General features: G+C 58.7%; 27 protein-coding genes. 9 read left to right on the forward strand and 18 right to left on the reverse strand.

Annotated elements, in window-relative coordinates:
• Nucleotides 1–88: 88 nt before the first annotated feature.
• A complete protein-coding gene (locus ACTQXI_RS03110; RefSeq protein ID WP_441048582.1) occupies nucleotides 89–859 on the forward strand; it encodes a cyclase family protein in 771 nt (256 codons plus the stop codon).
• Between the two features lie 117 nt (nucleotides 860–976).
• Nucleotides 977–1,891: a ketopantoate reductase family protein gene (locus ACTQXI_RS03115; protein ID WP_441048581.1), complete on the forward strand. Its 915-nt coding sequence runs from the start codon at nucleotides 977–979 to the stop codon at nucleotides 1,889–1,891.
• A 91-nt stretch (nucleotides 1,892–1,982) separates the two neighbouring features.
• Here ACTQXI_RS03115 and ACTQXI_RS03120 read toward each other — a convergent pair whose 3' ends face one another.
• From ACTQXI_RS03120 to ACTQXI_RS03130, 3 genes are all read right to left on the reverse strand, one after another.
• Nucleotides 1,983–2,201, reverse strand: a complete 219-nt coding sequence (locus ACTQXI_RS03120; RefSeq protein WP_154517389.1) for a hypothetical protein — start codon at nucleotides 2,199–2,201, stop codon at nucleotides 1,983–1,985.
• A gap of 185 nt (nucleotides 2,202–2,386) precedes the next feature.
• Entirely contained in the window at nucleotides 2,387–3,163 is a 777-nt protein-coding gene (locus ACTQXI_RS03125) for a hypothetical protein (RefSeq protein ID WP_441548311.1), read from the reverse strand.
• 312 nt (nucleotides 3,164–3,475) lie between these two features.
• Nucleotides 3,476–4,786 (reverse strand): O-acetylhomoserine aminocarboxypropyltransferase/cysteine synthase family protein, encoded by a 1,311-nt coding sequence (locus ACTQXI_RS03130; protein WP_441038734.1) that lies wholly within the window; start codon nucleotides 4,784–4,786, stop codon nucleotides 3,476–3,478.
• Nucleotides 4,787–5,060: 274 nt separating this feature from the next.
• Between ACTQXI_RS03130 and ACTQXI_RS03135 the strand changes: the two genes are divergently transcribed.
• The 5 genes from ACTQXI_RS03135 to ACTQXI_RS03155 all read left to right on the forward strand — a co-directional run bounded on the left by ACTQXI_RS03135 (nucleotide 5,061) and on the right by ACTQXI_RS03155 (nucleotide 8,670).
• The gene (locus ACTQXI_RS03135) at nucleotides 5,061–6,008 is read left to right on the forward strand and encodes a LysR family transcriptional regulator (protein WP_427747969.1); all 948 of its coding nucleotides are present in this window, start codon (nucleotides 5,061–5,063) and stop codon (nucleotides 6,006–6,008) included.
• Between the two features lie 140 nt (nucleotides 6,009–6,148).
• On the forward strand, nucleotides 6,149–6,634 hold the full coding sequence (gene rnhA / locus ACTQXI_RS03140; protein WP_441548312.1) for a ribonuclease HI: 486 nt from the start codon (nucleotides 6,149–6,151) through the stop codon (nucleotides 6,632–6,634).
• Between the two features lie 74 nt (nucleotides 6,635–6,708).
• Nucleotides 6,709–7,815: a Gfo/Idh/MocA family protein gene (locus tag ACTQXI_RS03145; RefSeq protein ID WP_427718592.1), complete on the forward strand. Its 1,107-nt coding sequence runs from the start codon at nucleotides 6,709–6,711 to the stop codon at nucleotides 7,813–7,815.
• Nucleotides 7,816–7,817: 2 nt separating this feature from the next.
• On the forward strand, nucleotides 7,818–8,228 hold the full coding sequence (locus tag ACTQXI_RS03150; protein ID WP_427795950.1) for an acylphosphatase: 411 nt from the start codon (nucleotides 7,818–7,820) through the stop codon (nucleotides 8,226–8,228).
• A gap of 61 nt (nucleotides 8,229–8,289) precedes the next feature.
• The gene (locus ACTQXI_RS03155; protein ID WP_154517406.1) at nucleotides 8,290–8,670 is read left to right on the forward strand and encodes a Fur family transcriptional regulator; all 381 of its coding nucleotides are present in this window, start codon (nucleotides 8,290–8,292) and stop codon (nucleotides 8,668–8,670) included.
• A 75-nt stretch (nucleotides 8,671–8,745) separates the two neighbouring features.
• On the opposite strand, the gene ACTQXI_RS03160 is transcribed toward ACTQXI_RS03155, so the two are convergent.
• The 3 genes from ACTQXI_RS03160 to ACTQXI_RS03170 form a co-directional block, all read right to left on the reverse strand.
• A complete protein-coding gene (locus ACTQXI_RS03160) occupies nucleotides 8,746–9,543 on the reverse strand; it encodes an HAD-IIB family hydrolase (RefSeq protein ID WP_441548313.1) in 798 nt (265 codons plus the stop codon).
• Nucleotides 9,544–9,626: 83 nt separating this feature from the next.
• Nucleotides 9,627–10,205 carry an urease accessory protein UreE gene (locus tag ACTQXI_RS03165; RefSeq protein WP_441548314.1) on the reverse strand — a complete coding sequence of 193 codons (579 nt, stop codon included), beginning with the start codon at nucleotides 10,203–10,205 and terminating at the stop codon, nucleotides 9,627–9,629.
• 3 nt (nucleotides 10,206–10,208) lie between these two features.
• On the reverse strand, nucleotides 10,209–10,637 hold the full coding sequence (locus tag ACTQXI_RS03170) for an FKBP-type peptidyl-prolyl cis-trans isomerase (RefSeq protein ID WP_441015842.1): 429 nt from the start codon (nucleotides 10,635–10,637) through the stop codon (nucleotides 10,209–10,211).
• Nucleotides 10,638–10,757: 120 nt separating this feature from the next.
• On the opposite strand from ACTQXI_RS03170, the gene ACTQXI_RS03175 reads away from it, so the two are divergent.
• Together ACTQXI_RS03175 and ACTQXI_RS03180 are read left to right on the forward strand one after the other, a co-directional pair.
• Entirely contained in the window at nucleotides 10,758–11,771 is a 1,014-nt protein-coding gene (locus ACTQXI_RS03175) for a dipeptidase (protein WP_441548315.1), read from the forward strand.
• Between the two features lie 74 nt (nucleotides 11,772–11,845).
• Complete coding sequence (locus tag ACTQXI_RS03180) at nucleotides 11,846–12,622, forward strand: M48 family metallopeptidase (protein WP_427718607.1); 777 nt, start codon at nucleotides 11,846–11,848, stop codon at nucleotides 12,620–12,622.
• A gap of 6 nt (nucleotides 12,623–12,628) precedes the next feature.
• On the opposite strand, the gene folB is transcribed toward ACTQXI_RS03180, so the two are convergent.
• From folB to ACTQXI_RS03240, 12 genes are all read right to left on the reverse strand, one after another.
• Nucleotides 12,629–13,114, reverse strand: coding sequence for a dihydroneopterin aldolase (gene folB, locus ACTQXI_RS03185; RefSeq protein ID WP_441048575.1), 486 nt, complete (start codon nucleotides 13,112–13,114; stop codon nucleotides 12,629–12,631).
• Between the two features lie 43 nt (nucleotides 13,115–13,157).
• Nucleotides 13,158–13,739, reverse strand: a complete 582-nt coding sequence (locus tag ACTQXI_RS03190) for an HD domain-containing protein (RefSeq protein ID WP_195838586.1) — start codon at nucleotides 13,737–13,739, stop codon at nucleotides 13,158–13,160.
• Nucleotides 13,740–13,741: 2 nt separating this feature from the next.
• The gene (folE, locus tag ACTQXI_RS03195) at nucleotides 13,742–14,299 is read right to left on the reverse strand and encodes a GTP cyclohydrolase I FolE (RefSeq protein WP_427718613.1); all 558 of its coding nucleotides are present in this window, start codon (nucleotides 14,297–14,299) and stop codon (nucleotides 13,742–13,744) included.
• A 67-nt stretch (nucleotides 14,300–14,366) separates the two neighbouring features.
• A complete protein-coding gene (gene nrdG / locus ACTQXI_RS03200; protein WP_427727760.1) occupies nucleotides 14,367–14,948 on the reverse strand; it encodes an anaerobic ribonucleoside-triphosphate reductase activating protein in 582 nt (193 codons plus the stop codon).
• Between the two features lie 426 nt (nucleotides 14,949–15,374).
• Nucleotides 15,375–17,597, reverse strand: a complete 2,223-nt coding sequence (nrdD, locus tag ACTQXI_RS03205) for an anaerobic ribonucleoside-triphosphate reductase (protein ID WP_427718616.1) — start codon at nucleotides 17,595–17,597, stop codon at nucleotides 15,375–15,377.
• A 567-nt stretch (nucleotides 17,598–18,164) separates the two neighbouring features.
• Complete coding sequence (locus ACTQXI_RS03210; RefSeq protein ID WP_441548316.1) at nucleotides 18,165–18,632, reverse strand: hypothetical protein; 468 nt, start codon at nucleotides 18,630–18,632, stop codon at nucleotides 18,165–18,167.
• Nucleotides 18,633–18,732: 100 nt separating this feature from the next.
• Nucleotides 18,733–19,932, reverse strand: a complete 1,200-nt coding sequence (locus ACTQXI_RS03215) for an MFS transporter (protein WP_441548317.1) — start codon at nucleotides 19,930–19,932, stop codon at nucleotides 18,733–18,735.
• A gap of 74 nt (nucleotides 19,933–20,006) precedes the next feature.
• Nucleotides 20,007–21,119, reverse strand: coding sequence for a butyrate kinase (gene buk / locus ACTQXI_RS03220; protein WP_441548318.1), 1,113 nt, complete (start codon nucleotides 21,117–21,119; stop codon nucleotides 20,007–20,009).
• Nucleotides 21,120–21,122: 3 nt separating this feature from the next.
• A complete protein-coding gene (locus ACTQXI_RS03225; RefSeq protein ID WP_441548319.1) occupies nucleotides 21,123–22,130 on the reverse strand; it encodes a phosphate acyltransferase in 1,008 nt (335 codons plus the stop codon).
• Between the two features lie 5 nt (nucleotides 22,131–22,135).
• On the reverse strand, nucleotides 22,136–22,369 hold the full coding sequence (locus ACTQXI_RS03230) for an acyl carrier protein (protein WP_441548320.1): 234 nt from the start codon (nucleotides 22,367–22,369) through the stop codon (nucleotides 22,136–22,138).
• 105 nt (nucleotides 22,370–22,474) lie between these two features.
• Nucleotides 22,475–22,897, reverse strand: a complete 423-nt coding sequence (locus tag ACTQXI_RS03235) for a Zn-ribbon domain-containing OB-fold protein (RefSeq protein ID WP_441548321.1) — start codon at nucleotides 22,895–22,897, stop codon at nucleotides 22,475–22,477.
• A gap of 38 nt (nucleotides 22,898–22,935) precedes the next feature.
• Nucleotides 22,936–24,201 carry a thiolase family protein gene (locus ACTQXI_RS03240; protein ID WP_441548322.1) on the reverse strand — a complete coding sequence of 422 codons (1,266 nt, stop codon included), beginning with the start codon at nucleotides 24,199–24,201 and terminating at the stop codon, nucleotides 22,936–22,938.
• Nucleotides 24,202–24,382: the final 181 nt, after the last annotated feature.

Raw genomic sequence — 24,382 nt, forward strand, 5'->3', positions numbered from 1 at the left:
AATCGAGAACGTATCGTAACGCAGCAGAAATCGAGCTGTCACGGCACCCCTTTAACATCAGCAAAAAGCCCGATGAAAGGAGCCAGCCATGCCCACGCTCGACCTTTGGAACCTCGCCACCCAGCTCAAAAGCACCGATTACCGCTGGATCGACCTCACCCACACGCTCTCGTGCGACACCCCGCACTGGTTTGGCTTTAAGCCATTTGAGTCCACCAAGCTCTTCGACTACCTGCCCGGCACGCCCGAAGATATGCTCGCGCCCATGCGTTGCTTCCAGTATTCGGTCGCCTCGCAGTACGGCACCCACGTCGATGCGCCGCGCCACTTTCATGTTGACGGCCGCTCCCTCGGCGAGATCGAGCCCGTCGAGTTTATGCATCCGCTCTGCGTGATCGATAAGCACGAGGAGTGCGCCGCAAACCCCGACTTTATCCTGACTATCGATGACCTCAAAGCTTGGGAGGGCGAGCACGGTCGCATTCCCGAGGACGCTTTCGTCGCCTTCCGCTCCGACTGGTCCAAGCTCGCCGACCTCGAAAACAAGGACGAGGACGGCCAGCCCCACTACCCCGGCTGGGACCTCGACGCCATCAAATGGCTTGTAGAAGAGCGCAACATCGGCGCTATCGGCCACGAGCCGGCAGACACCGACCCCGCATCCGTGACCACACGCGAGGACGCCTACCCCTACCCCGGCGAGCAGTACATCCTCTCGGTCGACCGCTATCAGATTGAGGTCATGGACCATCTGGACGAGCTTCCCGCCACAGGCGCCGTCATCTTCTGCACCTTCCCCAAGGTGCGCGATGGCGTTGGATATCCCGCGCGCGTTTTTGCCATCTGCCCCGCGGCATAAGTTCCCATGCATTTGTTCTTCTAAATTCAGCCTCCGGTGTACGCCACATGCCCCAGCGGCATACAATCCATCAGGCGCCCCATATGCGGGCGCCTTTTATATGGGGAGATGATTCACATGCAGATCAACAAGGTCGCCTTTATCGGCAAGGGTGGCGTCGGCCTGCTCTACGGCAGCATGATTGCCAAGACCCTCGGCAACGATGCCGTCGAATACGTCATGGATGACGCGCGTTTCGAGCGCCACGTGGGCGATGCGCTCACCGTCAACGGAAAGCCCTGCACGCTCAAGTCCGTCCGCGCCAGCGAGGCAACGCCCGCCGATCTGGTCATTCTCACGGTCAAGACGACGGGGCTCAACCAAGCACTCAAGACTATGGAGCGCGTCGTGGGACCCAACACGCTCATCGCCTCGCTGTGCAACGGCATTACGAGCGAGCAGAAAATAGCCGAGCGCTTTGGCTGGAAGCACACCGTCCTGGGCATCTGCCAGGGCATGGACGCCGTATTCCTTAACGGCGCGCTCACCTTTACCAATGCGGGCGAGATTCGCTTTGGCGCGGCAGCAGGCACCGAGCCCGCAACCGTCACCGCCATCGATGAGCTCTACACGCGCTGCGGCATCGCCCATACCGTCGAGAGCGACATTGCGCACCGCATGTGGGCCAAACTCATGCTCAACGATGGCATCAACCAGACCTGCATGGCCTACGGCGGCACGTACGGGAGCGCCACGGAACAGGACTCCGAGCAGCGTCGCTGCTTTGTTTCCGCCATGCGCGAGACACTTGCGGTCGCCAACGCCGAGGGCGTTGGGCTTACCGAGGCAGACCTGACGCAGATGGTGCACCTCATCGAGGGAATCGATCCCGCCGGCATGCCCTCGATGGCGCAGGACCGCATCGCACAACGTAAAACCGAAGTCGAGGAGTTCGCGGGCACCATTTGCCGCCTGGCGGCCAAACACGATATCCAAGTGCCGCAAAACGATTGGCTCTACCAGAGGATTCGCGAAATAGAAAGCAGCTGGTAGCCTCGCCCGCACGGCGACGCGCGCAATGTAAGCAGACAGGCCTTCGCGAGGATCCCATCGCTCGCGAAGGCCTGTCGCATTTAGGCCGAGGCTAAAACTGAGGCTCGTTTTGCGACTCCGGGACCTCGTCCTCGTCATCGCGGCAAAGCACCACGCCGGCGCTTCCCAACAGCGCCGCTGCAATCAAGGCGCTCACAACCACAGGAGCAGCACCCGTAGTGGACTGCAAGCCGGCAACTAACGCCGCCGTCGGACCAAGACATCCGATCAAAAGGGCAACGACGGCAATAGCGACATCTCGAGCGTTCATGGGATCACTTCCTCCACGAGAAAGACCTTGTTTCTCATGACTTAGTGTGCCCCGCGCCCATATGCCCAACGTAGTGCCACGGTAAGGGCTCTGTTAACCCAAATGCATATAAAAACGGGCGACTTTACATTGCCCGAAAGCTCAGTAAAGACGCCCGTCCATCATGTGCAATCGATGCCGACAGATTACCAACCGGTGTAGTAATCGGTAGTTCCGGCTGCGCAACCCGAATCGTAGACCTTGCACTCGCCCTTAGAGCCCGTAAAGGTCGAGCCCTGGGACTTATCGCTCGCAGCCACCACGTAGTAGCCGTCGGAATCACGCCAAAAGCCCTCGGAATCCAGCGTCCACTCACCCGTGCGGTGGTGATACAACACGTTGCTGCTGTAATAGGTCTCGCGACGACCGTTGTAGTTATTGACGCCGCTCGAGCGCGTCAGGCCCGAGCCGTTCGCGTAATACGCAGCAGACGCGTAAGACGAGCCGGAGCCGGCGTTGTAATACGAAGCCTGAACGGCCTCGGCAGCTTCTGCCTCGACGGCCGCAGCCTCGAGCGCCTCGCGCTTAGCATCCTCGAGCGTGGAGCGAAGCTCGTCGAGCTCGGCCGACTTCGCGTCGACCTCCTCCATCGTCAAAAGACTGCCCGCACCGTCGATACAACCCTGCAGTACAGCGCGCTCGTCATCGGTGGCATAGTCACCGTACATGTTCATGATGATCTGCGCGCGGACCTCTAGGGAATCGCGCTTGGCCCCCATCGAGGCGTTCCACTCCTGCATGGAGCCAAAGCCGTCGCTACGATAGTCGACGGGCTGCATCAGGGTCGCCTCGGACGGCGTTGATCCGACCGCGTCGGACAGTGTTGCCGCGCGGGCATCGGTTACGCCGGCACCCACTAAAAGCGCCACGGCAAGCGTGGCAGAAAGGGCGGCGGCCTTCGGTTTTCGTGAATCGATCCTCATGTAGCTGGAAACCTCCGTAGTGAGTTTTTGCTGCGTTTAAGCTGCGTGTGATTCGATCGCGCTGCATAGTACCCCGAGTAAATCGCGACCTGCGGTTTTTCTCAAAAGGTGCACGTCATTTGCGTAAAACTCACATCCTCTCAACAGGAGTTTTCCACATCTCGATTGCATAAAGCATGCCAAAAACCCTGCAACAGCGCCCTTCCTATGCAAATAAGGCGCCTGCACAACCATTGTTCGCGCAGGCGCCTTGAGCAGGCATTTTATGCAGTTATACCTATCGAGTCGCAAGGGGCCCTTGCACAAGTCGCCTTACTCGTCCAGCGCGGCAAAGGCCTGCTTCAGATCCCAAATGATATCCTCGGCGTTCTCGGTACCAATGGAAAGACGGATCGTGGAGGGCGTGATGTTCTGCTCGGCGAGCTCCTCGGCAGAGAGCTGGGAGTGCGTGGTGGTAGCCGGGTGCACGACGAGCGACTTGACGTCGGCCACGTTGGCGAGCAGCGAGAACACCTGCAGATGATCGATGAACTTCCAAGCTGCCTCCTGGCCACCCTTAATCTCAAAGGTGAAGATCGAGGCACCGCCACGGGGGAAATACTTCTGGTACAGCTCATGGTCGGGGTGCTCGGGCAGGCTCGGGTGGTTCACCTTGGCGACGTGGCCGTCACCGATCAGGAACTCAACGACCTTCTTGGTGTTCTCGACATGGCGGTCAACGCGCAGCGACAGGGTCTCGGTGCCCTGGAGCAGGACCCAGGCGTTAAACGGGCTAATGCAGGCGCCCTCGTCACGCAGCAAGATAGCACGGACATAGGTCGCGAAGGCAGCGGGGCCGGCGGCCTCGGTAAACGAGACGCCATGGTAGGAGGGATTGGGCTCAGCAATCTGGGCGTACTTTCCGCTCGCCTTCCAGTCAAAGTTGCCGCCATCGATAATCACGCCGCCCAACGAGGTGCCGTGGCCGCCGATAAACTTAGTTGCAGAGTGAACGACGATGTTGGCGCCGTGCTCCAGCGGACGGAACAGATACGGGGTGCCGAAGGTGTTGTCGACGACAACCGGAAGACCATGCTTCTTGGCGACCTCGGAGATAGCGTCGATGTTGGGGATATCGGAGTTGGGGTTACCGAGCGTCTCGAGGTAAATGACCGTGGTGTTGTCCCTGATGGCGCCCTCGACCTCGTCCAGGTTGTGGGCATCGACGAAGGTGGTCTCGACACCAAACTGGGAGAGCGTGTGCTCCAGCAGGTTGTAGGAACCACCGTAGATGGTCTTTTGGGCCACCACATGGTCGCCGGCCTGAGCGAGGGCCTGCAGGGTATAGGTGATGGCGGCGGCGCCAGAGGCGACGGCAAGACCTGCAACGCCGCCCTCGAGCGCGGCAATGCGGTCCTCAAAGACGCCCTGGGTGGAGTTGGTCAGACGACCGTAGATATTACCGGCGTCGGCAAGGCCAAAGCGGTCAGCGGCGTGCTGGGAGTTGCGGAACACATAGCTCGTGGTCTGGTAGATAGGCACGGCGCGGGAATCGGATGCGGGGTCGGCGCTCTCCTGGCCAACGTGCAGCTGCAGGGTGTCGAAACCAAAGGTGTGCTCGGGGTTGTTGATAAACTGGCTCATGATGATCTCCTTGATCGAACAAAAGTAATAAGAGTAAGAGAAGTAAGTCGCCGTCTCCTGATCACGCCGACGGGCGCAAGCAGGAGCCCGGCATTCGTCTTAGTAAGCAGTTCATATGCGGTCCTCCTTTTGACATCCCGTTCTCGTGGTCGGCTTAATTACCTACCACCTTTGTGTGTTTTGAATAGTACGAGCATTGTTTCGCGCGGTCAATCACTTAAAAGCGCTAACCTGTTATCGGTTTTATAGATAACACTCGAAAGGACGGGCGCCGATGACCCTCCAACAGCTTCGCTTTTTGATCGCCGTGGCAGAGTCCGGTTCGATCAACGCCGCAGCTCAGCGCCTCTATACCGCGCAATCCAATATCTCCAACGCCGTCAAAAGCCTAGAGCAGGAGCTCCGTCTGGAAATCTTTACGCGCTCCAGCCGCGGCGTCACACTCACCAACGACGGCACCGAGCTTTTAGGCTATGCGCGCCAGGTCGTAGAGCAGGCCGATATGCTCGAGGCCCGCTACGAGGACGGCGGCACACCCCAGGCACGCCTTGCCGTCTCGGCCCAGCACTACGCTTTTTCGGTCGAAGCCTTTGTCAACGTCGTCGAGCGCTGCCGCGACAGTAAGTTTGAGTTCATCATGCGCGAGACCACCACGTCACAGATCATCGACGACGTCCGCGCATTTCGCAGCGATATCGGCATTCTGTATCTGGATGACTTTAACGCCCGCGTCCTGCAGAAGGCCTTCGCCGACGCCCGCGCAAGCTTCCATCCCCTCTTCGATGCAACGGTCCACGTCTTCGTTAGCGAGCGCCATCCGCTCGCACGCCGCCCCCAGCTATCGCTTGCCGACCTTACGCCCTATACGCGCTACAGCTTTGAGCAGGGGACCTCAAACTCCTTCTATTACGCCGAGGAGCCGTTTAGCTATATCCCCTGCGACCGCAACATCCGCGTTTCCGACCGTGGCACGCTCACCAATCTGCTCATCACGTCGAACGGTTACACTTTGTCGACCGGTGTCCTCTCCAATGAAATGCAATGGGGCATGGCATCGATCCCGTTGGCAGACGCTCCAACGATGCGCGTGGGCTACATCATGCACGATGAGCGCAAGCCCTCTCCCCTGCTGCGGCAATACCTCGACGAACTCGATCGCATCATCCACGAAAACCAACCATTTGGGGACGGGATAGAAATGGCAGATTTAAAAGCCCTCTAGCTCTTGACAATTCAGGTCGCCCATCTTTCTTGGCGACAACGTCTCCACCATCCTTGTGGAGCGGCGCGCCTCGCATAAAACAGGATGGACCGGCGATACAATAGACAGCCGCAAGAGAGGAACTCGACGAAAGGAAGTCTGTGAAGGTCATCATCTATACCGACGGCTCGGCTCGATCCAATCCGGGACGCGGTGGCTACGGCGCCGTGCTCAAATACACCAACCCCGCCGGCAAGACCTTCACCTCCGAGCTTTCGCGTGGCTACGTCAAGACCACCAACAACCGCATGGAGCTCATGGCGGTCATCGTGGCGCTCGAGGCACTCAACCGTCCCTGCGAGGTCGAGGTCCACTCCGACTCGCAGTACGTCGTCAACGCCTTTAACAAGCACTGGATCGACGGTTGGAAAAAGCGCGGGTGGAAAACTGCCAACAAGCAGCCCGTTAAGAACCGCGACCTGTGGGAGCGCCTGCTTGCCGCAAAGAGCAAGCATAAGGTGGAGTTCATCTGGGTTAAGGGGCATGCCGGCCACGAGCTCAACGAGCGCTGCGACGAGCTCGCCACCACTGCGGCCGATGGAGTCAACCTCGATATCGACACCGGCTTTAACGAGAGCGACCTGTAATAGCGTTTTCGCGCAGCTTTATATCCCCACGCGCTACACTCATCCTGTAGACCAAAACAACGCAAGGGGGACGTATGCTGCGCATCGCGACCATCGGCACATCCATGATCACCGACGACTTTATCCAGGTCGTCAATGCCAACGACCAGGCTGTATTCGTAGGCACGCTCTCGCGCAACGCCGAGCGCGGCGCCGCCTTTACTGCCGAGCACGGCGGCGAACGAAACTTTACTTCACTTGATGAGCTTGCAGCAGCCGCCGACGTCGACGCCGTCTATATCGGCAGCCCAAACGCACTTCACTACGAGCAGGCCCTTGCCTGCATCGCCAGCGGCAAGCACGTCATCGTCGAGAAGCCCTTCTGCGCCACCGAGGCGCAGGCGCTGGAAGTCTTCCGCGCCGCCGAGGCGGCGGGCGTCGTAGCCCTCGAGGCCATGCGCCCGCTCCATGACCCCGCTTTCCACGCCATCGAGGACGCCCTGGGCGAGATTGCGCCCATTCGTCGCGCCTCACTGCGCTTTGGCAAGTATTCTTCACGCTACAACGAGGTTCTCGCGGGACGCGCCACCAACATCTTCGACTGCCACATGGCCTCGGGCTCCCTCATGGATATTGGCGTCTACACCGTCGAGCCCATGGTCGAGATCTTCGGCATGCCCTCCGGCCTTACGAGCATGGCTACTCTGCTCGACCCCACCACGCAAGAGCTCACCCATGGCCCCATCGATGGCTGCGGTTCCATCCTCGCCAGCTACGGCGGTGGCCGTATCTCCGTCGAGCTCGCGCACTCCAAAATTACGAATGACCTACTGCCCTCGCAGATCGAAGGCGAGCGTGGCACTATCCAGATTGACCATCTGTCCACGCCCCGCAACGTCCGCATCGACTATCGCGGCGATGTCGTACGCGGCTCGGCGACCGAGGCGCCGCGCGAACAGAGCGACAACGGCCGCGTGCTCGACCTTCCCAAATCGAGCAACACCATGGAATACGAACTCGCAGACTTTATCACCGCCATCGGCGGCATCGATAACGTCAAGGAAGAGATTTGGGAGACCCCGGCGGGACGTCACGAGCTTGGCCACTATCGCGACGTCACGCTTGTCTCGCTGCGCATCATGGATGCCGTGCGCCAACAGGCCGGCATTACCTTCCCCGCCGATTCTGTCAAGCAGGCCTAGCGATGGGTATTTTCGACAAGCTTTTCTCGGGCGTCGCCGGCGGCAGCCGCGAGCCCCAAAAGCCCTCTGGCGTCGAGCTCGAGCTGCGCCGCAGGCTTACTGTGCTCGCAAGCGACGAGGCCACTCAAGACACTCCCCTGCGCTATTTCCTGCGCTGGGAGGGACAGGTCCAAGGCGTTGGTTTTCGCTTTACCAACACCAACCTCGCGCAGGCACGCGCACTCACCGGCTGGGTGCGTAACATGGAAGACGGCTCAGTCGAGATGGAGATACAGGGAGCTCCAGCAAACATCCTATCTCATCTCGAGGCGCTTCATGCCTCCTACGAGCGCATGGGAACGCGTTTTCGCCTCGTAGACGCCCAGGTCCGAGCCCCACTTGCCAATGAAGACGGTTTCACTCCTCATTATTAGTATTGTGTGCTAAATACGGTATCATTTACCTACGATCGTTAATAGAAAAGAGGCGAGGCGCATGGCGGTGCAAAGAAGGAATACCAGGCAGCGAAAGCTAGTTCTTGATGCCGTGCGCCAAAGCTACAACCATCCCACCGCCGAAGAGATCTACAACGCTGTGCGCGCGCAGGATGACAAAATCAGCCGCGGTACGGTCTACCGCAACCTCAATCTCTTGGCCGATGCCGGGGAGATTCTCTCGATTAAAACGCCGGGCGGCAGCCGCTTCGATCGTGCCATCGAACCGCATGCGCATATCATCTGCACCTCGTGTGGCCGCGTCATCGATGTGCCGCTCCCCTTCAATACCCAGCTCGACGCCAGGGCATCCGAACAAATCGGATGGAGCGTCAGCTCGCACTACACCATCTTCGAGGGCCTCTGCCCCAACTGTAGGTAGATTTTGGGGCATGCCTTAAAATCAACTTTTCACCGATTGCGGCAAAAGGAAGATTTCCAGGCATGTCCCAAATGTCTACTCAGCAAGTAGGCGACGCAGCTCTTCTTCGACCGTGCACACGTAACGGACGCGGTCGTTGATACCGCGCATACTGGGATTGCAGCTCTCCATCAGATAGGGATGGCCCACCACGTTGAGCATGTCGCGGTCGTTTTCATTATCGCCAAACGCCATCATTTCGTTAGGTGAGATCCCCAGCGCACGACCATAATCGGCAAGCGCGGACCCCTTGCCCGAATCAAAGCCGATAAAGTCGGTCCATTCGGTTCCCGACGTCATCACATCGACCCGGTCGCCAAAGCGACGGACGAAATACTCCAGCGCCGCCGGCTGCTCTGTCTCGGGCGTTTGAAACGCGATCTTAATGACGTCCTCGTCGATGTCCTCGGGGCGGTCGACCACCGCCACATCGCAATGGACCTCGTAGCGCAAATGGTCGACGAATGCATCGTTGCCGCTCATGGTGTAGAGGTGCCCCTCGCAGGAAAGGGTCACGTCGGCATGGGGATACGCAACCACGGCATTTGCGATATCCATAGCAAGGTTACGCTCCATGGAACGCTTGACAACGGCACGCCCCTCGCTCATCACGAGGGCTCCGTTTTCGCATACATAGGCGAGCTCATCGGCCACCGGGGCAAACAGATAGCGCAAGCTCGCATATTGACGGCCGCTCGCCGGCATAAACACGATGCCACGACGATGCAGCTCATCGATGAGCTCAAAGGCCTCGGAACGCGGCTCGCACTCCCCCGGATGCAGCAACGTGCCGTCCAAATCGCATGCAATCAGCTTGATTCCCTCAAGACCCATATGCTTTCCCCCACAGCACCTCATCAACAGCAAGACGGACTTTGAATAGCTGCCTCTCAAATTCCGTCTTGCTCATACGCACGTTAACCGCGCGCCTTTTTTACGATCGTAAAGTCGGGAGCCATGCTCACAACGGCATACGCCGCACTCGACGCAAAACGCCGGTCCGTATCGAGTTCACGGCTAACCACCGAGAGCATAACGCCCTCGACGCCCCGGAGCATGCGGCCCAAAACAGGCTGCACCGGCGTATACATGCGCACGGTATGCTCGTCCGAATCGCCTCGGAAAAGCGGCGCATGCATGTTGCCGATCTCCCAGCACGCATGCGCGAGCGCAATCGGATCCATGCGGTCGACTTCGACCAAATAAACCTCGGCGCTGCGCAGGCGCACGACAACCGCCACGGGCACCATGCCCGAACGGTCGATGGCGAGCACGTCGCCGTCGGCAAGACGACTGCCGTCGGCAGTATCCAGCCGAACATCGACCGTGCGCCCCAGCTCCGTCACGCCCGCAAACGCGCATGCATCAGCCTGGTCCCAATCGAGCAGTAGCTCGTCAACTTCAAAGATGCCACCCAGCTCCCGACGAAGCAGGAGTTCATAGGACGGATCGTTGAGATTTCCCAAGCATGTCGTCGAAACCAAGCGTTCAGGCATACTCTAATCCTCGACCTCGACGAGCTCGATATCAAAGTTGAGATCCTTGCCGGCCAGCTCGTGGTTAGCATCGAGCGTCACGGCCTCGGGCGTCACATCGATGACAACGGCAGGGACAGGCATGCCGCTCGGCGTGGACAGGAAGAGCTTCATGCCCTTCTCGATCTGCTCGATGTTGGGAACCTGCTCGGCCGGGAAGGTGATAACCATCTCGGGATTGTGCTCGCCGTAGGCATCGGCAGCAGGAATGTGCACGGACTTCTTCTCGCCCACCTGCATGTCGACAACGGCGGCATCGAAGCCCTTGATCATCTGACCGGCACCGCAGGTGAACTCCAGCGGCTCGCCGCGATCGTAGGAGCTATCGAACTGCGTGCCATCGTCGAGCGTGCCGCGATAATGAGTCTTGACCTTCTTGCCCTGGTTGGACATGGAAACCTCCGTGATAAGGGCGGCACACAACGCGGGCCGCCATGAACGTATGGCGCTAACTATACCCTAGTCATACAATTCGAAGACAGTTTGCAAAGAAACGCTGCAACCGGAGGAACCATGGCATATCCCGTATTTGACTTGCACTGCGACACCGCCGACCGCATCGGCTGGGCCACGCTCGATCTCGACCTGCGCTTTACCGCCGGCACCGACGGTTATTTCCCCGGCGACGAGACGCATCCGCAAGATTTCGACCTCATCGAGGGCAATGCCTGCGCCATCTCGCTCGCAAAGATCGGCAACACGCCGTGGGCACAGTGCTTCGCCACGTTTATCCCCGACGAGATTCCCACCGCCCACGCCGCGCGCTTCCAGGCGCAGATCATGGCGCATATGAGCGGCCAGGCCATGCTCAACCACGACCGCATGGTCAACGTGCGCAGCGCCGCGGACATTCGCCCCGCGCTCAAGGACGGCAAGGTCGCCTGCATCCACACCATCGAAAACGCCACGTTCTTTGCCGAGGACCCCGCACTGATCGAGGTGCTCAAGAGCTTGGGCGTACTCATGTCATCACTCAGCTGGAACGCGCAGGGGCCGCTCGCGAGCGGACACGATACCCACGCCGGCCTCACCGCCGCCGGCATCGAGGCACTTACGCAGATGGAGCACGCCGGCATGGTGCTTGACGTCTCCCATCTCAACGATGAGTGCCTTGACGAGGTCGCCGTCCGCGCCACGCGTCCCTTCGTCGCCAGCCACTCCAACTCCCGTGCGGTTTGCGGCGCCAAACGCAATCTTACCGACGACCAGTTCCGCACCATTCGCGACATGGGTGGCATCGTCGGCCTCAACTACTGCAGCGAGTTCCTTTCCAACGACGCAACCGACAAGACCGCCGCAGACGTCACCTTCGATCAGCTGGCGGCACATATCGAGCACTGGCTCGACCTGGGCGGCGAGGACGTCATCGCGCTCGGCGGCGACTGGGACGGCGCCACGGTGCCCGCTTTCCTCTCCGATGCCAGCAAGATGCCCGAGTTCCAGAACATGCTCTCCAAGCATTTTGGCAAGACCGTGATGCAAAAGCTCTGCAGCGACAACGCGCTTGCCTTCTTTGAGCGTTATTAATTTCACATCCCTTGAGCGGGCCGGCATGCCGAACGGTCGACATGCCGGCCCGTCCCCAATCTGAAGGACCGCTTTTGACGCAGCAGTTTACGATTTCCGTATCCCGACCGGATGGGATGCCCATCCCCGTCGTCGTTACCAAAAAGCGTGTCAAGAACTTCAACCTACGCGTCACATCGAGCGGTGAGGTCCACGCCAGTGCGCCGCTCGGCGCCACCCGCGAGCGTATCGAAGCATTTGTGAAGCGCAACAGCGCCTGGATTATCAGCCGACTTGCCCAGCGCGAGCAACGTCAGGCGACGGAGCGAGAGCCGCTCAGCCCCTCGTCCATCATTGCGCTTTGGGGCAAGCCCATCACGGTACAAGATGCGCTCGATCACAACTTTGCATCACCCGCACCGCGACCCAAACAGGCCACCTTCGCAAGTTTTATGGGTACCGACGAGCCAAGTGGGCGCGCGCAGGCAAAGCAGCGCACGGCCCTCGACGGCCTAACGCCCGATGAGCTCCAAGCCCGCATCGACCAGCTCTATACATCCGAGGTCACCACGGCGCTGCGCGATATGGTGCGCACATACGAAATCGCAATGGGTGTCGTCGCTTCCCGCGCTTCCGTGCGCAGCATGAAAACGCGCTGGGGCTCGTGTACGCCCAAAACCGGTGCCATTCGCATCGCACGCGAGCTTGCCGCCTACCCCGTCGAGTGCCTTGACATGGTTGTCGCCCACGAGCTCGTCCACTTGCTCGAGCCAAGCCACAATCAGCGGTTTCACGCCCTGCTCGACACGTACTGCCCCAACAATAGAGCTCTGTCGCAGCGGCTCAAGCAGCCACCCATAGAGACGTATTAGAACCGGTTAGCGCACGCGCTCGATCTCGACACCGCAGCTTGCCAGGGGAAGACCGACGGGCGCCCAAGGCTTATCGAGCTTAACACGCACGCCGAGCAGCAGAGGGTAACGACGTAGCAGCATCTGGGCCACGCCCTCGGCTGCGGCCTCGATGAGCTTAAACGTATGCTCGCGCAGATAGCCATCGACATCGTGGCACACCGAGCCGTAGTCAATCGAGGCATCCAGGTTATCGTGCTCCCCTGCTGCACGCAGGTCGGCATAGAGCACCAAGGACACGATGAACTTCTGACCCAGGGCGTTCTCCTCGGGATACACGCCGTGGTTGGCAAAGACCTCAAGACCTTCAACGGTGATGCGATCGGCATGGCGCAGATCGTCATAGCTCACGTGGGGCACCGCCGTTGCGGTGGATATTTCGCCCCTTCCACGGCGGGCGAGCTCGGCGCCTTCAGTCTTGGTTGCATTCTCGGGCAGTTTCTTGTTACCCATCGCGATCGTCTCCTTCGTTTAGAACCCCGACCGCGCAAACCAACTACACGCGAATCGACAGGTTCTTTTTATCATCGCTCCAGTTGCAGGCATTGCGCGCGGGGCATGCAAAGCAGGCGCGCGACGCTTTGTCGGCTGCATAGAGCAGACGCTCCAGCGGTTGGCTGTTCACGCGCAGCTTTCTATGGCCTAAAATGGCCGTCTTAATGGCCGCGGCATCGGCCGGATCAAATGCCACGTCATCGGGCATGCCGCCAAGAATCGCATCAGCGACGCGCTCGCTTGCAACATCATGGGATATACCCGATTCATACTGTTCATCTTTGCCGATATCGTGAAGAAGTGCCGTGGCGTAGATGACCTCGCGGTCAAATTCGAGCTGTTCCTCAAGATTCTTAATCCACATAATGCGCGCGACATCCAGCAGATGGTCAATACCGTGGCGGCAAAAGATGCGCCCCGATTCCAACTGTGCAATGTTGCCCAGGTGTCGCCGGAACAGCCCGTTGGCACAAATGTAATCAATGCGAGGCATGGCGCCAAAGGGAGTCAGGCCCGAAGCCATAAAGCCGCGACGCGGCGTCCCCTCATCGGTCTTCGATGTAAAGTCGTTGACGACTCTCATGGTTAGCGGCCCAGCATCCTAAAGAATCGCTCCTCGAGCGCGGGATCGGTCTCAAAGACACCGCGACGAGCAAGCGTTACGGTCTTGGTACCGGGCTTTTGCACGCCGCGCATGGTCATGCACATATGCTCGGCTTCCATCAGCACGATCGCCCCTTGGGGAGCAAGATACTCCATGAGGGCATCGGCAACCTGCGCGCACAGCTGCTCCTGCAGCTGCAGACGACGGGCATAGACCTCAACCGTGCGAGCAAGCTTAGACAGACCCGCCACGCGACCGTTAGGGATATAGCCGATCGCAGCCTTGCCATAAAACGGCAGCAGATGGTGCTCGCACAGCGAGTAAAACGTAATGTCGCGCTCGATAACCAAATCGTTCGAAGCGACGGCAAAGGTTTTGGACAGGTGCTCCTCGGCACTCCGGCCCATACCGCCGGCAATCTCGCCATACATACGGGCGACGCGTGCCGGGGTCTCCAGTAGGCCCTCACGAGTTGGGTCCTCGCCTATACCTTCAAGCAGCAGCTTAATAGCAGTCTCGACTTTTTCCTGATCGACCATCTGGGCCTCACTTTTTTCGATTTCGCGTTCGCGCTATGGTACCACGCTGGCACGCAACCTCTTCCAGCTACATAGTATGGGTCGAATAGACCGGATCGTCCCGCCAAAGCTCCACAGCGTCGCAAAGCGCAACGCCCTCGCGCGCAGCACGAGCGCGCGTGGCGTTCATGTCGATCACGCGCTGATTGCTCGAGCCCCTAAAGCGCAACGAGATATCGTACAGATCTTGAACGAACGGACCGTCTACCAGCATGTCGAGGCAAGCAAGGATACGGTCCGTCACGTCGGTATGGTGGCGGCCGCCCGGCATTAGTTCCTCGAGCACATCACCGGTAAAGCACCAAATGGTCTTCCCAGACTCCACAGGATAGGTCGCACGCACGCGTTCGATAAAATCAACGAGCCCCGCCTGGTTCTCGGGTTCCATAGGCTCCCCGCCCAGAATCGTCAGGCCATCAATAAAGGGATGATCAAGACTCTCGATGATTTTGTCCTCGACGGCACGATCGAACGGTTCACCCGCGGCAAAGTCCCACGCGACGGAGTTAAAACAATTCTTGCACCCACGACGGCACCCACTCACAAACAGAGAAGTACGAACGCCTTCTCCATCAGCAATGTCGAAATACTTAATGTTCGCGTAGTTCATAGGTAACCTTCCTGGGGGTCTGGAGCATATCATCCCGTCCTCAAACATTCTCGGCCTTCGGCCTGCGAAACTGCGGGCGGGACGATATGCTCCAGATCCCTCGCGAGCGACACTCGGTGAACAAAGCGAACATCGAGTATGGGGTTCGAGGTCCAATAAAAACTGGGTTGCGGCTCAACCGCCATCGCAAGTAAATCGCAGCTGCAGCTCGAATTATTTCCGCCAAGAACTTCGAGGAGTGAGCAGACCGCATACTGCATCTCAGCTACATCAACTTGGCTGCCCCGTAGCGAGGCCCCGGACCTTTGCTCGATATGAGTTCCGCACGAACAGGAGGCGCCAGTGGCGCCTCCGTCGTGAGCCAGGGCTGTCCGAAATAGCGAGTAAAGGTCCGGGGCCTCGCTACGGGGCAGCCTGGGATGGTTATTAGAGATGCAGCACGCGGTCGCGGATCTCCTCGGTTCGACCCTGGTTCCAGAACTGGGTACCGATGTAGCCGCACGTGCGACGGGCGACATTCATCTTCTCCTGGTCACGATTGCCGCAATTGGGGCACTCCCACACCAGTTTGCCATCGTCCTCGACAATGCGAATCTCGCCGTCATAGCCGCACACCTGGCAGTAATCGCTCTTGGTGTTGAGCTCAGCGTACATGATGTTGTCGTAGATGTACTGCATTACGCGAATGACCGCCTTGAGGTTGTCCTGCATGTTGGGAACCTCAACGTAGGAGATAGCACCGCCCGGCGAAAGCTGCTGGAACATACCCTCAAACTTAAGCTTGTCGAAGGCATCGATCTCCTCGGACACGTGGACGTGATAGCTGTTAGTAATGTAGCCCTTGTCCGTCACGCCCGGGATAATGCCGAAACGGCGCTGCAGGCACTTGGCGAACTTGTAGGTCGTCGACTCAAGCGGGGTGCCGTACAGCGAGAAGTCGATATCGCTTTCGGCCTTCCACTCGGCGCACTTGTCGTTCATGTGCTGCATGACGGCCATGGCAAACGGCGTGCCCTCCTTCTCGGTGTGGCTGTGGCCCGTCATGTACTTGACGCACTCATACAGACCGGCGTAACCCAGGCTAATGGTGGAATAACCGCCCACGAGCAGCTTGTCGATCGTCTCGCCCTTCTTAAGGCGCGCCAAGGCACCGTACTGCCAAAGAATCGGCGCAGCATCCGAAAGCGTGCCCATCAGGCGCTCATGACGGCACAGCAGGGCGCGGTGGCACAGCTCAAGGCGCTCATCGAAGATCTTCCAGAACTTGTCCATGTCCTGATGCGAGCTCAGCGCAACATCGGGCAGGTTGATGGTCACAACACCCTGGTTAAAGCGACCATAGTACTTAGGCTTGGTCGGGTCATAGTTCAGAGCGTTGGCGACATTGTTAAAGCCGTTGCCCGAACGGTCGGGCGTCAGGAAACTGCGGCAACCCATGCAGGTATAGCAATCGCCGTTGCCGGCGGTCTCGCCCTTAGACAGTTTGAGCTCGCGCATCTTCTTCTCGGAGATGTAGTCGGGCACCATGCGCTTGGCGGTGCACTTGGCGGCGAGCTTGGTCAGATAGAAGTACGGCGAATCCTCGCGGATGTTATCGTCCTCGAGCACGTAGATGAGCTTGGGAAACGCCGGGGTGATCCACACGCCGGCTTCGTTCTTAACGCCCTCATAGCGTTGACGAAGCGTCTCCTCCACAATCATGGCAAGGTCGTGCTTCTCCTGGGGCGTACGGGCCTCATTGAGATACATAAAGACCGTCACGAACGGCGCCTGGCCATTCGTGGTCATAAGGGTCACGACCTGATACTGAATCGTCTGGACGCCGCGACGAATCTCATCGCGCAGGCGTTCCTCAACGACCTCGCGAACCTTCTCGGCAGATGCCGAAACACCGAGCTCCTCAAGCTCGCGAGCGACCTCGCCGCGAATCTTTTGACGGCTCACCTCAACGAACGGGGCGAGATGGGTCAGCGAAATAGACTGACCGCCGTACTGGGAGGAAGCAACCTGGGCGATAATCTGCGTCGCGATGTTGCAGGCGGTCGAGAAGCTGTGCGGCTTCTCGATCAGCGTGCCCGAGATAACGGTGCCGTTCTGGAGCATGTCCTCCAGGTTCACCAGATCGCAGTTGTGCATGTGCTGGGCAAAGTAATCCGAATCGTGGAAATGGATCAGGCCCTCATTATGGGCATCCACGATCTCCTGGGGCAGCAGCACGCGTTGGGTCAGGTCCTTGGAAATCTCGCCGGCCATATAGTCGCGCTGAACGGAATTGACGGTCGGATTCTTATTGGAGTTCTCCTGCTTAACCTCTTCGTTATTGCACTCGATCAGCGACAGGATCTTGTCGTCGGTCGTGTTCTTTTGGCGCTTCAGGCTCTGAACATAACGATAGATGATGTAGCGGCGAGCGACCTCGTAGCAGTCGAGACGCATGATCTCGTCCTCGACCAGATCCTGGATCTCCTCGACCGATACGGTATGGCCGGCCTTCTCACATGCCTCGGCGACGTTTTGCGCCGCGTAGATCACCTGGCGGTCGGTAAGACGAGAGCCCTCCTCGACCTCCAAGTTGGCGGCGCGAATCGCATTGACGATCTTATCGATGTCAAAGGCAACCTCGGTGCCGCTGCGCTTGATGATCTTCATCCTCTTGCCTCTTTCGCGTCGTAATCCCATTGCGCTTCAGAGCCAAACGATGCCTGGCAGGGCTTGTCCCTGTCTTGCGGCGCCGTCGCGCAATCTGTGTTCTCGATAAACCATAGGTCCTCATGCGGACAATCCTCGCGGCCGATCAAGCGGCTCAAAGGCGTGTCCAAATGGGACGAACAAGGTCTTCGTTCTCTGTCCGACATCTATCATACGACAAAGACGCCTCTATATCCTGTATTCTTTTTTTAGGTTAAACACAACATATAGTGTTTCAGCAGGTCAAAGCAATTGGTCATTTTACAGACACATTAATTATGAGGGTTTCTTGGCAAGTCGGTAAAACGTTACCAACGCGGCTACCTGCAAGGCAGTTATAAAACCCCCTAGTCAAGCCGCCGACAAATCCTACCAAAACCAAGCCGCTCACGCGAAAAGAATCCAAAAGATTATGCTTGACCAACATGTTGCGGTCGAATGCCGGCGGACGGAGCGACGGGGCTGCAAACGCTCGGAAGACTACAGCCCCGGCACCCCGTCCGCCGGCATTCGATAGGCGAGGAGCTATTAGTTCTCTTCGCGAGCTATCATGCGGCCGAGAGCCGCTGTAAAGGGATCGAGCAGCACGCCGGCGATAACCACAAAAGCCCACCCCTTTGTGACAAGGCCCGCCCAGCGCGCGAAGAACGTACGGCCTTCAATCGTTCCGAATCCTCCCTGGAAGGCAATCTCGCCAAAACCGATCACCATAAAAAGGAGCGTGGCGCCGATGACCGTACCGGCGATCTTGTGCGATGCACTCCCCTGCTCAAAACCAAAAAAGTCCAGGCACATACCAACCGTTTTGCCAAACAGCGGGAGTGCGCTCAGAACCTCGGCGATCACCGTGGCCACGATGAGTTGTCCCCAAAAGCCCGTGGGGCTCGTCAGATCCAAGCCAGGCGCCCCTTCAATGATGGGGAGAAACGCGCAGAGCAATAGCGGGTTGAAGAAGCCGTTGAGAATACCGATAACGCGGTTGACAGGTAACTTCATAGCCTAAAGCCTTTCAAAGTCATTGATAGAAAGAGGGCCGCCGGCATATGTCGGCGGCCCCGATAAAACATGATGTGCGGCGAAGCAACTACAAGAGCGGCTACTCCGCCTCGCCGCTGGCCGCCATCGTCTCGGCCTCGGCAAGCTGGGCCGGGGTGAGCTTGCGATACTTAATGGCGCCAAAGACGACACAAGCCGCACAGACGATCATGCCGGCGATGAACTTCTGGTCAATCGTTGCACCAAACGGCGACGTCACGGCCTCAAACACAATGGGAGACAGTGCCATGTCAAAGTTGATGCCTGCCATGCCAATGGCGAGGTTAAACGCACGTCCCTCGGGGGCAGAGTTGCCGGCGGCAAAATTGCCCTCCAGCGGCACGTAGGTCTCCTTGCCCAGCGCAACGACAAAGCCCGCAACGCACAGCACCATAAAGGCGGGCGCAACCAGCGTCATGCCCAGGCCAACGAGCGTCACGCCCCATGCGATCGGCATAGCCAGGTTCTTAAACTTGGCAAACAGCGGACCGACCAAAAGACCAGCCGCAATACCGGCAACGGTCATAACGGTAGAGGCAAGACCGGACTCCACGGTACCGCCAAAGCCGCGACCCACGACAAGCAGCGAAACGTTGGAGCTGAAGAGCTGGAACGTGAGTACGAACACAAAGCTCATGAGCGTGATATTTGCGACCTCTTTAGGCATATTGGCAAACACGTTGACCTTGCGCTTGGGCTCAAGATGACCCTCGGGAAGGCAAACAGCCTCGATCACGATGAAAATGATCATGATGAAGTACGCCGCATAGCTGTGGAACCACTCGGCAGAACCCAAAATGCCGGAAACCATCGTCCAGATAATGCCGCCCAGTGCAACAAAAGTGGAGTAGATGCCCATGACAAACGAGCGCTGCTTTCCGCCGAAATAGTCGGCGATCAAGGCGTCGGTCGAGTTCTGCACGGCGCCGAGGCCAAGGCCCATCACGGCAGAAGCCGCTAAGACCTGGCCGAGTGAGTCGTGGAACACCAGCACCGAGGCGCCTGCCAGCATCACGATAACGTGACCGACAAGCGTCGTCTTCTTCTTGGACACGCGAGAGGCGAGCTGGGAAGAAACGAGCATAGCGGACAGCGCCATCATCAACGGGATGATGCCGATGATCATCTGGACGGCAGCGATGTTTTCGTTGGGAAACGCCGCCGCGACAGAGGCCACGATGGGGACGGGCACCGACATGCCCATAATGCACATGGCGGCGGCATAAATGCCCACCAGGTACTTAATCTTGGTTTTATCCATGATCCATCCTTACACTTAAAGAAAAGGGTCGGGGCGGCCGGACGTCACCATCGGCCGCCCCAAATACAGCACTATCAGTCGTTGAATCCGGCGAACACGGGCTCTCCGCTGTACACGAGCGCCTCCTCGACGCCATCGAGCACGCGGCAGGCGCCGGACGCCATCGCCTCGAGTTCAAACTCGCCGGGATAAGCCGATACGGGGGCGATCCAAGAGCAGCACTCCTCAATCGAGGCAACGAGCTCCTTGCTGTGGACCATGCCGCCTCCGAGCAAGATGCCGTCGACATCGCCCTTCAGCACACAGGCCATCTCGCCAATCCACTTGCAGATTTGGTAGACCATTGCATCCCAGGCGCGAGTTGCGGCCTTATCGCCCGCTGCAGCACGATCGCACACCTCGATGGCATCGGAGGTACCCAAAAGGTCAACGAAACCGCCGGTCTTCATGCAATGGGCGCGGGCGACATCAAGGCCGTGTTCCGCGGTGTACTTTGCGACCTCGATCGCGGGAACCGATCCGCAGCGCGTCGGTGCCATGGGGCCCTCGCCGCCGACGATGTCGTTGCCGTCAACCATCTTGCCCTTAAGATGAGCCGAGATAGAGATGCCGCCGCCGATATGGCAAACGATGAAGTTGCACTCATCGTAGGGGCGACCGAGCTTTGCCGCATGGCGGATGGCGGTCTCTTTGAGATTAAGGGCGTGCAGATGCACGTTTCGATACACACCCTTAATGCCCGTCATACGTGCGAGGTCGCACAGCTCGTCGGTATCGGGAGGATTCACCACAAAAGCGGGCTTTCCCGTCTTTGAGGCGAACTCATGGGCAATCTGGGGACCCAGCTGCGCCGGGTGCTGAATGCCGTTCGCACCGATGCGGGCATGCTCGAGCATGACCTCATTGATGGCATACGTGCCGCCGGGCAGCGAAAGTAAGCCGCCGCCGCGACCGACAAATGCATCAAAGTCCTCGAGCTTTAGGCCCGCCTCCTCCAGTGCTCCAAGAATCAGATCGCAGCGATACGGCATCTGAGCCGAAACCCCGTCGAACTGGGCAAGGTCCTTTGCATCGTGCGCAACGTTCTTGCTGAGCTTGCACTCATCGCCCTCAAAAACGCCCACCTTCGTGGAAGTGGAACCCGGGTTGATTACCAGGACACGCCAGGGAGTCTTTTTATCGGACATGCCTTAAGCCTCCTTAAGCGCCTGGGCACGCACGCAGCTCATCACCACGTTGCCGACGATCTCGTCGACGGGCGCAGAGCGCGAGCAATCGCACACGATCTTCTTGAAGCCCTGAAGCATGGGGCCGTAGGCATTTGCACCGGTCAGATTCTGGATGATCTTGACGCCGATATTGCCTACGTTGATATCGGGCCAGATGACCACGTTGGCTTGGCCCGCAACAGCGGACTCACGATGTACCTTCTTGGCCGCAACCTTGGGGTTAATCGCCGAATCAAACTGGAACTCGCCGTCGATGGCAAGATCGGGACGGCGATCGTTGGCAATCTCGCGAGCACGACGCACCTTGTCGACAAGTTCGTTATCCATCGAACCGTCAGTCGAATGCGAAAGCAGTGCGCAACGGATATCCCATCCGGTCAGCGAGCGCACCGTCTCGCTCGACGAAATCGCGATCGAGGCAAGCTCCTCGCTCGTGGGGTCAACGCAAACGGCGGAATCGCCAAAAGCCAAAAGGCCGCCTTCACCGCCGTTCCAATTGGGAATGTCGGCGATACCGCACGAGCTCACGGTGTCCACCCCGTCGGCAAGGCCGACGATGGTCTGTCCCGCCAGGATAATATCGCCCGTGGCGTTATCGATGCCGGCGAACATTACGTCGACATCGCCGAGCACCTGCAAAATAAGAGCGCGCTCAAGCGGGCGCGTCATACGGCGCGCGGCGCCCTTGGACTTAAACTTGCAATCCGGATGCGAAAGGTAGCGCTCACAGCAGGCGGCGTTCGCCTCCTCGTCGGTCACATCGACAATCTCGATGCCGTCAAGGGAGATACCGCGCTCGTCGGCAAGCTCCTTGAGCTTACCGCCGTCGCCAACCAGCACGCATTCGGCAAGATGCTCGGCAGCGATCTTTGCGACCGCCTGCATCATGGTCTCGTTTTCGCCCTCGGGAAAAGCAACGCGCATAGGCTTGGCGGCAGCCTGCTCGCGCAGGGTCTGCATCAGGTCCATGGCAGTTACTCCATCTCTTCGGCAGTGCGCTCGATAAGCTCGCCGATGGTCTTCATGACCATGACCTCGCGAACGGGAACCTCGGCATCGAGCTCGTTCTCGATCATGGACGTCAGGGCAATCATCTTCATCGAGCCCTTGCCCAGGGTCTCAAACGTCGTCTCGGGGGTCACATCGCCGTCATAGTTGTAGGCGGACTTGGCAAAATCGCAAATCTGCTGAGTGAGTTCATCGTTCATGGCAAAGCCTTTCTAAGATAAAACAGAGGGGCGACCACGGCGGGCTGGAGACATGGGTCCCGCCGTGGCCTAAGAGAGGAATCGAATTGTTACAAGGGTGAAAACTTAGTCGTCAAGCTCGAACGTAAGCTCTTTGTAGCCCGGACGGTCGATGACCTTGGCATGGACGCCAACGGTCTCGCCCGCCATGAGTTTGGCGCGAATCTCGGGGGCCTTCTTCTTGGTAATGCCGTAGATGACGTAGGTGTACTGAGAACCCTCGTCGATATCGACGGCGCCGTAGGCGTACTTGCCATACTCCTTGAGGTAGGGCTTGTCGTTCTGCGGACCAGGCAGGGTAAAATCGATCAGACGGCCGTGGCCGGAAACCTGGACCCAGTCGGTCTTGTGGTAGCCGCAGGCATTGCAGGCAAGGTGGGGCGGAAACTCGACAGCTCCGCACTCGGGGCACTGACGTGCCCAATAGATGCCCTCTTCAAGACCCGTGTAGAACTTCTTGACCACGGGCTCCATATCTTTGAGTTGCATGAGAATACTCCTTATGGGAAATCGAAAACCGCGGTCGCTTAGGCGACGATACGAAGAATCTGGCAGCGCACGTTCTGAGAACCGCCAAAACCGCGCAGGAACGCCGTCTCGGGGATCTTCTTCATCTGGGTAGCACCGGCGACGCCACGCATCTGCTTGACGGCCTCGACGATATCGGCGATGCCGGATGCGCCATGAGCGTGACCGAAGTTGCAGCGGCCACCGTGCGGGTTGATGGGCTTATCGCCGTCAAAAGCGGTGCGACCATCGATCGCGTACTTCCAAGCCTCCCCGCGCGGAATATAGCCGCACTCCTCGGCCGAAACGATCTCAGAAGCCAGGAAGAAGTCGTTGCACATGAACAGGTCGATCTCGTCGGGGCTCACGCCGGTAAGGTCATAGACCTGCTTGGCGGCAAGCTCGGTAGCCCAGTGCTCGTTGTGGAGCAGACCGGCCTCGACAGCAGAGGCGCCCGTACCCAGAACCTCGATAGGTGCATACGGGACACCCATGGCCTTGGCCTTCTCCGTGGGCATTACGACAACAGCAGCGGCACCGTCGCACTTCTTCTCAAAGCCGGTAACGCGCAGGTACTGCGTAACGCGCGGGTTGTACATGCTCTTGAGATATTCATCGGCGGTATCGAACCCAGCTGCCTTCGCGTCCTCCTCGACCGTGGTCTCGTACCAGGCAAGGGGATTCAGGACGGCACCGCGGCGAAGGCTCTTGGTAAGGCCGTTCAGGGCGTCATCGATCTGATCGGCGGTAAGGTCGTACTGCATCGAATACTCGTTGATCCAGTTATCGAACGACACGCCAAAGGCGCCATCGAGCGGGCGACCATAAGCACGGTCATAGATCTTATCGAGCGAGGGAATCATGACGTCGAGCGTAAAGTCCTGACGAATATGGGAGGGCATATGCTCAACGGGAAGCGTCGAAGCCAAATCGCAGGCACCCGTAAGGACAACATCGTAGGCACCGGAGGCGACTGCCATCACGGCCTGCTCAAGGGCGACGTAGCCCGTGCAGCAAGCCTCGGAATGATGGACAGAGCCCTTGGCGCGAACGCCAAACCAATCGGCAACCTGCATGTTTGGGGTAATGCAATCGCCAACGAGATACGGATTGGCGCTGCAGTGATAGAAAAAGTCGATATCGCGGGGCTCAAGACCGGCATCGGCAATTGCCTCGAGGGCCGCATAGCCAAACGCCTCGCCCTCGCCAATGCCCTGGGTCTCGGGATGCTCCTCAAAATCCTTGAACGGGGTGCAGCCTACGCCTACAATCGAGACACTGCGCATGTTCTTTCCGAGCGTAACCACTGAATATCACATCCTAATCATGTGAAGGTGTACGGAATGATGGCGCAGTCCAGCCGCGAGCGAAGGTGAGAGAGCGCTCGCGGCTTTTCTGTACCGTCACACGTTGAACTACTGCAGTGGTTCTTTTGAACGTAGCTTTAGTTTACGAGGGTTTATTTGG

The organism is Collinsella sp. LCP19S3_C9 (assembly GCF_052121575.1).
GTDB lineage: Bacteria > Actinomycetota > Coriobacteriia > Coriobacteriales > Coriobacteriaceae > Collinsella.

Coding starts and splice junctions, on each gene's coding strand:
- ACTQXI_RS03110 (WP_441048582.1), top strand. CDS start 89: ATGCCCACGCTCGACCTTTGGAACCTCGCCACCCAGCTCAAAAGCACC.
- ACTQXI_RS03115 (WP_441048581.1), top strand. CDS start 977: ATGCAGATCAACAAGGTCGCCTTTATCGGCAAGGGTGGCGTCGGCCTG.
- ACTQXI_RS03120 (WP_154517389.1), bottom strand. CDS start 2,201: ATGAACGCTCGAGATGTCGCTATTGCCGTCGTTGCCCTTTTGATCGGA.
- ACTQXI_RS03125 (WP_441548311.1), bottom strand. CDS start 3,163: ATGAGGATCGATTCACGAAAACCGAAGGCCGCCGCCCTTTCTGCCACG.
- ACTQXI_RS03130 (WP_441038734.1), bottom strand. CDS start 4,786: ATGAGCCAGTTTATCAACAACCCCGAGCACACCTTTGGTTTCGACACC.
- ACTQXI_RS03135 (WP_427747969.1), top strand. CDS start 5,061: ATGACCCTCCAACAGCTTCGCTTTTTGATCGCCGTGGCAGAGTCCGGT.
- ACTQXI_RS03145 (WP_427718592.1), top strand. CDS start 6,709: ATGCTGCGCATCGCGACCATCGGCACATCCATGATCACCGACGACTTT.
- ACTQXI_RS03150 (WP_427795950.1), top strand. CDS start 7,818: ATGGGTATTTTCGACAAGCTTTTCTCGGGCGTCGCCGGCGGCAGCCGC.
- ACTQXI_RS03155 (WP_154517406.1), top strand. CDS start 8,290: ATGGCGGTGCAAAGAAGGAATACCAGGCAGCGAAAGCTAGTTCTTGAT.
- ACTQXI_RS03160 (WP_441548313.1), bottom strand. CDS start 9,543: ATGGGTCTTGAGGGAATCAAGCTGATTGCATGCGATTTGGACGGCACG.
- ACTQXI_RS03165 (WP_441548314.1), bottom strand. CDS start 10,205: ATGCCTGAACGCTTGGTTTCGACGACATGCTTGGGAAATCTCAACGAT.
- ACTQXI_RS03170 (WP_441015842.1), bottom strand. CDS start 10,637: ATGTCCAACCAGGGCAAGAAGGTCAAGACTCATTATCGCGGCACGCTC.
- ACTQXI_RS03175 (WP_441548315.1), top strand. CDS start 10,758: ATGGCATATCCCGTATTTGACTTGCACTGCGACACCGCCGACCGCATC.
- folB (WP_441048575.1), bottom strand. CDS start 13,114: ATGGGTAACAAGAAACTGCCCGAGAATGCAACCAAGACTGAAGGCGCC.
- ACTQXI_RS03190 (WP_195838586.1), bottom strand. CDS start 13,739: ATGAGAGTCGTCAACGACTTTACATCGAAGACCGATGAGGGGACGCCG.
- folE (WP_427718613.1), bottom strand. CDS start 14,299: ATGGTCGATCAGGAAAAAGTCGAGACTGCTATTAAGCTGCTGCTTGAA.
- nrdG (WP_427727760.1), bottom strand. CDS start 14,948: ATGAACTACGCGAACATTAAGTATTTCGACATTGCTGATGGAGAAGGC.
- nrdD (WP_427718616.1), bottom strand. CDS start 17,597: ATGAAGATCATCAAGCGCAGCGGCACCGAGGTTGCCTTTGACATCGAT.
- ACTQXI_RS03210 (WP_441548316.1), bottom strand. CDS start 18,632: ATGAAGTTACCTGTCAACCGCGTTATCGGTATTCTCAACGGCTTCTTC.
- ACTQXI_RS03215 (WP_441548317.1), bottom strand. CDS start 19,932: ATGGATAAAACCAAGATTAAGTACCTGGTGGGCATTTATGCCGCCGCC.
- buk (WP_441548318.1), bottom strand. CDS start 21,119: ATGTCCGATAAAAAGACTCCCTGGCGTGTCCTGGTAATCAACCCGGGT.
- ACTQXI_RS03225 (WP_441548319.1), bottom strand. CDS start 22,130: ATGGACCTGATGCAGACCCTGCGCGAGCAGGCTGCCGCCAAGCCTATG.
- ACTQXI_RS03230 (WP_441548320.1), bottom strand. CDS start 22,369: ATGAACGATGAACTCACTCAGCAGATTTGCGATTTTGCCAAGTCCGCC.
- ACTQXI_RS03235 (WP_441548321.1), bottom strand. CDS start 22,897: ATGCAACTCAAAGATATGGAGCCCGTGGTCAAGAAGTTCTACACGGGT.
- ACTQXI_RS03240 (WP_441548322.1), bottom strand. CDS start 24,201: ATGCGCAGTGTCTCGATTGTAGGCGTAGGCTGCACCCCGTTCAAGGAT.